The sequence below is a fragment of the uncultured Dokdonia sp. genome, assembly GCF_947492535.1.
Taxonomy (GTDB): domain Bacteria; phylum Bacteroidota; class Bacteroidia; order Flavobacteriales; family Flavobacteriaceae; genus Dokdonia.
Genome location: NZ_CANLNH010000002.1, coordinates 433,062 through 439,906, shown reverse-complemented (window position 1 = coordinate 439,906; position 6,845 = coordinate 433,062). Strand labels below are relative to the sequence as shown.

1 protein-coding gene and 1 pseudogene are annotated in these 6,845 nt (G+C 34.0%); both read right to left on the bottom strand.

The features are described 5' to 3' along the window. A pseudogene (locus Q1A60_RS04820) lies at positions 1-3,564 on the bottom strand (hypothetical protein); the annotation flags it as partial. A 68-nt stretch (positions 3,565-3,632) separates the two neighbouring features. Then, positions 3,633-6,686, bottom strand: coding sequence for a carboxypeptidase-like regulatory domain-containing protein (locus Q1A60_RS04815; protein ID WP_299762175.1), 3,054 nt, complete (start codon positions 6,684-6,686; stop codon positions 3,633-3,635). Between the last annotated feature and the right edge of the window lie 159 nt (positions 6,687-6,845).

Sequence of the window (6,845 nt, the reverse complement as noted above, 5' to 3'; positions counted from 1 at the left end):
ACTTGCTATTTGTTGTACATCTAAAAAGTTAGGAGGGTCTTGATAGGGCGTACCATTGACAATCCAAATAGGAGGGATCTCATTTTCAATAGATTGATTTCCTCCTCGTATTTTATATACGACATCACTACCACTATACAATCCACCTTCTACAGACACCCCAGAAACCTTTCCGGTAATAAGCTGTCGTAAATTGGTAGCTCCAGCTGCAAAATCATTCTCCGTCAATTCTGATGCTGCATAGCCTAATTTGTCCTTATCAACACGCCTGCCATCATTTCCTTCTATAGTATTATCCACACGCTTATCTCCTGATACAATCACTTCGTCTAACTCGTCATTCTTTGGCGTAAGTTCAATACTTCCTACATCTTGGGTCTCTATCAAAACTTCTTTAGCAAACATTCCCGCTTTACTTACCACTAGTACATCGCCTAAAGAAGCCTTTATCTTAAAAGCACCTTGAGCATCTGTATAGACCTCGTCAAAACTGCCTTTACGCGTAATCGTAGCGTCTTCTAAAAATCCTTTTGGAGATCTTACAACACCACTTACCAATACCTTAGATGAACTCCCTAATAAAGGATCTGATAAAGATTTTACTTCTTCTTCAGCATAATCATTACCCTCTACCAAAGCAGAAGGAGTTTCTTTCTTTGCTAAATAAGAAGTATCATACGGAATTGTTGTTATTTTTATCACACCTCCTTCTCCTTGGCCTGCTGCACTCGTAAAACCAGAATTAATTACTTCTACTTTAGTAATTATATCCATATTTATAAAATCTAATATTTCTTGATCATAAAGAACACCATCTAAAAGAACACCAAAAGGAGCATTTGTGGCGGAGCGAGGATTTACGAGTACTAGATTTGGAGAAATCCCCTTAGCTTCAGTTCCAGAGAACTTTCCAGCAATAAGATCGATTAAATCGTGAGAATTAGATTTTGCAATTTCGTCTTTGGTTAAAACTCTTGGGCTATATGATTTACGTTTATACTCTTCATCAATAGCTTCTATTTTTTTAAGTTCGTCAGATTTATTTTCTCCGTTCAAAACAACCTCATCTAATACATCATTTTTAGGTACTAGATTAATTCTATAAGAAGTCTTATCATCTACTACAAAACCTGTAGGATACATTCCTAAATAAGACACAATCAATTGATCTCCTTCATTTGCAAGAGCTTTAAAACTACCATCGGCTTTTGAGGTATACTCTTCAAACGTTCCTTTTTTAATGATTGTCGCCCCTTGAATAGGTTTTCCTAGACTTATTATTTTTCCTGCAATTTGAGTTTTAGTATCAACTATTCCATTTTCAATAGTTGGTATCTCTTCAGCATAATCATTGCCTTTAACCAATGGAGAAGGTTGTTTTAAACTAGGATCTATAAATTGTTTCGTATTTATGAAAATAGCTCTTCCCGTAAAGCCTTCTACATTTCCTAAGCTTCTTTTTACAGAAATAGATTCTACAATTATTGGATTGAGATTTTCAAATTGCAAGGCATCTACAAGCTGTCCATCTATGAAATAAAAAGGGGTTTCGCCTCTCACTAAAACTCCGCCGTTTCCTTTAGTTACCCCTGCAAGTTTGCCATTTAATCCATCTACAAGGTCTTTAAAATGATCAAAATTAAAATCATCTCTTGTTAACGTTGTAACGTTGTATATGGCATTCCCTAGTTTATATTGTCCTCTTTCTAATATAGGACCTGCTACTTCAGGGATAACTGTTTTAGCCTTTCCTTTAATAACTACCTCATCTAGTACATCATTTTTTGGCAGTAATTCTATCTCAATAATTTTAGAGCTATCTTCTACTACCGCAAGCTTGGAATACATCCCTAAATATTTAAATACTAAAACATCTCCTTTATTAGCAAAAATTTTAAAGCTTCCATCTGAAGCTGAAGTAACTTCATCAAATGACCCTTTCTTAGTAATAGTTACCCCTTGAATAGGTTTTCCAAGACTAATTACTTTTCCTGCAATTTGAGTTTTACTATTTATTACAGAACTGGAGTTTATATCTTCTAATGTCTCATTAAAGTCATTATTCTTAGCTAAATATTCTTTTTCATTCTTAAATTCTTCACGTCCTCTCTTTGTTGTAACAATCACCTGTAATCCTGCTTCTCCCTGACCTCCGTATTTCAAATTTGTCATATCTGAATCTTTTACAATGATAGATGCAATCTCACTATCTAGAATATACAACGGCGCTGGTTCTCCTGGATTTAAAGCAAAACCATTTACTATCCATACAGGCGCTTTTCCAAAAATTGTAACCACTTCTCCATATGCAGTATAACTTACTGTTACCCCACTAAATTTTTCTCTAAGTACAACTTCTAATGTTTTACCATTAGGAACGATATCTTTATTGGTAATGTAAAAATCTCCTAATTTTGTAATACCCCCAGGTATATGAGGTTCGTTTGTTCCTTTTATGACTTTATTTCCAACAATGATATCTTCGTATTTTTCTGTGAGTATGACCTCATCCAACACATCATTTCTAGGCATCAATTCTATCTTGAGATCCTCTACGTTTTCTACCAAGACAACTTTGGGGAACATTCCTAAATACCGAAATTGTAATACATCTCCATCTCTTGCTGGTAATTCAAAACTCCCATCGGCCTTTGTGAAATATTCTGTCAAATCTCCCTTCTTACTAATAGATACTTCTTGCAATGGCTTCCCAAGACTCTCTACACGTCCACGTATCATTGAGACTTGGGATTTCTGAGCTGTTTCTTTAGTAGTAGACACTTGACCAGTATATGCTTGTAATAAACTAAACCTTCCTTGTGTGTATGAAGCCAATGAACGCATATAGTCTACCTCAACATCAATGTTCTTACTTGCAATGGCAGACACAGGAACCTCTTGAGACACTTTTAACGTTCCATAATTAGGATTTCCATTCGAACTCAATATCACAGCATCTGCAGTTGCAATATCCAGCACATCATAGTTAGAAGGACCGTTGTAAATTAAACTGTTTACGCTTTCGCGAAAGCGGGAAATGTCTCCATTACGAATCGTAATCAACTCCTCACTTCTCACCTTATAATCAAACACCACGAGTCGTAGCTTCAACTCTTTATACGCTGAAACATAATTTTGCACATATCTAACCTCCGCTTCGATATCTCTACCTTGCATATCTTCTGAAACATCCCAAAAAACAACTAGATCCTTAACCTGTGTCTGTTTTTGCTTCTTAGAAGTTGGTTGTAATTCTATCTTACTAGATCTATTAAACAGCGTACGAACCTTTTCTGCATCTAAGTGTACAGATTCATAACCCGTAGCACCAACTACAAGTTTACTGTCTGAAGTTAAAACCTCATGGTACTTTCTGTAATTGAAAAAACCTTTCGTATTGGTGATCTCACCTACACCTTGATTGCTAATACCTACACGCGCTTCTGCAATAGGTTGCTTTGTTTCTGAGTCAATTACAGTACCTCGAAATACGGTCTGTGCCATAGTCATCGTACTACATAATAGTAGGAAGACTATACTGAATAGTGTGATATGTGTTTTCATATAATAGCGTCTCTTATATATGTTATTGTAAAGTTTTAGTCTTATATTTTTGTTTTTATGTGATTTTTTTATCTAAGTGTTAGGGTTCCTAAGGTTGTTTTATCTTTCTGCTGAAAAAGCTTTATAAGCTTTATTTCTTTGGTTTCTTGAGGGGTTGCATAATTAAGGTACAGTGTATATTTGAGGTAAGATGGCGGCTGTATGCGATCTTCTCCTAAGTACTGTACATTGATGATCCATTCACCAGGAGGTGCATCATCAAGTGCGAATTCTTCTATACTATATCCTTTTGTTACTTCGTCCTTAAGACGTTCTTGATTTGAGAAAACAGAATGCTCCCATTTAAAGTATTTCCCTTTTGGGTTTACAAATTGAATTTCAAAATCTGCTTGAGGATTGGTCCACTCAAAAACAAGACGACGGTCTTTTTTAAACCCTACAACAAGTAGCTCATTAGAAACATCTTCATAACTGACTTTTGATTTATGAAACGTGAGTAATCGCATCATTTCATATTCTGCTGTTTTTTTAAGTGGTAAGAAATTGAGTCCTACAGTTTCATTAGCTAATATTTGTTTAAACAACTCGAAAGCCTGTTGATAGTTTCCTATTTCTTGATGCGATATAGCAAGATCTCTATACGATTGTATACGATCTGGTGCAAGTGTTAAAATCCTTTTATATAACGTATTCGCAAGTTGGAATTCATTAAAAGATTCTAAGTGATATGCCATTAGTTTTAAAACTTCAATATCTCCAGAAAGTGTTTCTGGTAGATTAGAAAGGATACGTAGAGCAATATTCTTATTCCATTTTTGAAAATACGTAGCAACATCTGTATAAAATACTATAGGATCTTCTAAGGTTGTATTCTTATAATCGTAATAGGTATTTAAGGCTTCTTCTAATGTGGTTGCTTTTTCTAATTGAATAAGGTAAAATGGTTTGTTTATGTTATCATCTAAAACAGCGACATCTTCTGCAACATAATCGTTACCCTTAATTAATGCTGAAGGTATTTTAGCTCTTTGATTTTTTTGTGCATAATATTCAGGATTACCAGATTTTGTTTCTACAATGATTGCGCCTCCTCTTCCTAATGTTCCATATAATGCATTTGCGTGTAATGATGTAATGACTTGAACTGAGAGAAGATCTTGTGGATTTATAGGAGGTACTCCACCATTAGCTTGTTCATAAACGACACCGTTTACTACAACAACAGGTAATACTTGCTGGGTAATGCTAATCGCTCGTGGGTTTATATATACTTCTTCTCTTGTAATAGGGTTTTGTTCTACTCTAATACTTGAAAGTCTTTTTAAAACATCTCCTAATGTTAAAAATGCAGGACTTATATCTTCCTCTCTAATAATGTTTGTTTTAAAAGTAACAGCATCAAAGTTCTTTTTTCCACTAGCGGTTTGTACTAACGCTTCTTCCTTTTCTTTCTTTTTACCTTTAAGGACAATTTCTTTTAGCCAATCTCCTTCTGTTTCTAAAGCAATCTGTACTTTTTTATTTGATGTTACTCGTATCAGCTTTGTTTTCATACCGGGAAACCTAATTTCAAGTTGGTCTCCTACTTGTGCTTCTATTTCAAAAGTTCCTAAACTATCTGAAATTACTTCATTAAAAGTTCCCCGCACTGCTATTCTAGCTCCATCAAGAAGTCCTATTTCTGAAGTAATCTTTCCAGTAACTTTTAGTGTATTTGGCTTTTGTATTGTAGTATCGGTTGGGAGATCTTTTAAAAGGAATTCTAATGCTTTTTTAGATGTATACGTATTCAAATTTATAAAGACTCCATCGGCATACAAAGCGACTTCTTCTAAGACTTCTTTATCTATATTTTCTGCACTAGATAGCGTAAAGGTTGTATTATTAAAGGAAGGTTGTAAATCAGAAAACAACGAATTCCCATCTGTAAATAACAGATTATAATGTTGTTGTTCTGGTTTCTCTCGTAATAAGCTATAGTCTGATGTTCCTCCGTATATAGTGCTTTCTATATATTCTATAACAGCATCTGAAGCCTCTTTTTTTACTGTAAATATTTGCGTTTCTTGGTAACCAAATGCAAACTTTTGAACGGTTACGTCTACATTTTTTAGTACTCTCAAATAGCGTTCTAAAAGTTCTAATTCTAAAGATATGTTTCGATTATTCGCTTTCGCGGAAGCGTCCCAAAAAACAGTAATTGCATTAGGTGATGGTCTATCTAAGGTTTCTTTAGCTCCCTTTTTTAAAGGATATGACACATCCATCGTAAAAGCCATGGCCTCTTTTTTATGAGGTTGCCAGTAATCTTGGCTAATAGATCTTGTAAAAGACGCATTTTTATTAGCGCTTCCTGCGACAGCAAACCCCAAACGATCTCCATAAATTTCTATCAACTCAATACTGACAATGATATCTGTATCTGTAAATATGTTATATTTAGATAAAGGAATACGTTCTATACCTTCTCTTCTTGAGATCGTATGGTAAATAGTCGTGTTTAAAATATTATTTTGAGGAATCCTAAAAATAGGATCTATATCATACACGTTTACGCGAACTCGTATACTGTCTGATAGATTTTCTAATACTGGAAAGCTTAAACTTTTTAGTTGGGTCTTCTCTTTTTTAATTTTAATTTTTGAGGCAATCTCTCCTCCTAAACCTAATTCGTTTTTCCAATAACCGAATTTTTCAGCATCTATTTTTGAATTTCCTATCGTCGCATTTTTAATTTTTGTATCTCCTAATACTACTTCTTCTAAACTATATCTTTCTGGAGATAGCGTAATGATATTGTTTTTTGATAGTATTGTTGAAATAGAAGCAATTTGGATTTGCTTTGTTTTAAATCCAATTATAGAGAATTGAATAATATCTGAACCTTTGATCTTTCGGGAATCATATGTGAGCTCAAAATACCCTTGCCCATCTGTTACAGATCCTATCCCTTTCCCAATAAAACCAACGTTAACAAAAGGAATAGGTTTTTTTGTGTCTTGGTTTATTACTCTTGCTTTTAAGCTTGAGTTTGTATCATTAGAAATATATTGAGCTTTTACATCTATTGTATAAGCACAACATGCCAAGAAACAAAATAATAAGAGCGTACTTTTTATCATAAGCAATGGTTACTAGTTATGTATCAAATTATTGTATACATAATGTATGATTACTTACTAAAGATAATTCATAAAATATTGCCTCTAGTATATACCGATAAATCCTTACTTAGCGTATATATAGGTATTCATGAATTTTAAAAGACTTAAAAACAGGTT

Bases quoted from the DNA above. Each gene is read 5' to 3' on its own strand.
- Q1A60_RS04815 (WP_299762175.1), bottom strand. From the start codon at position 6,686: ATGATAAAAAGTACGCTCTTATTATTTTGTTTCTTGGCATGTTGTGCT.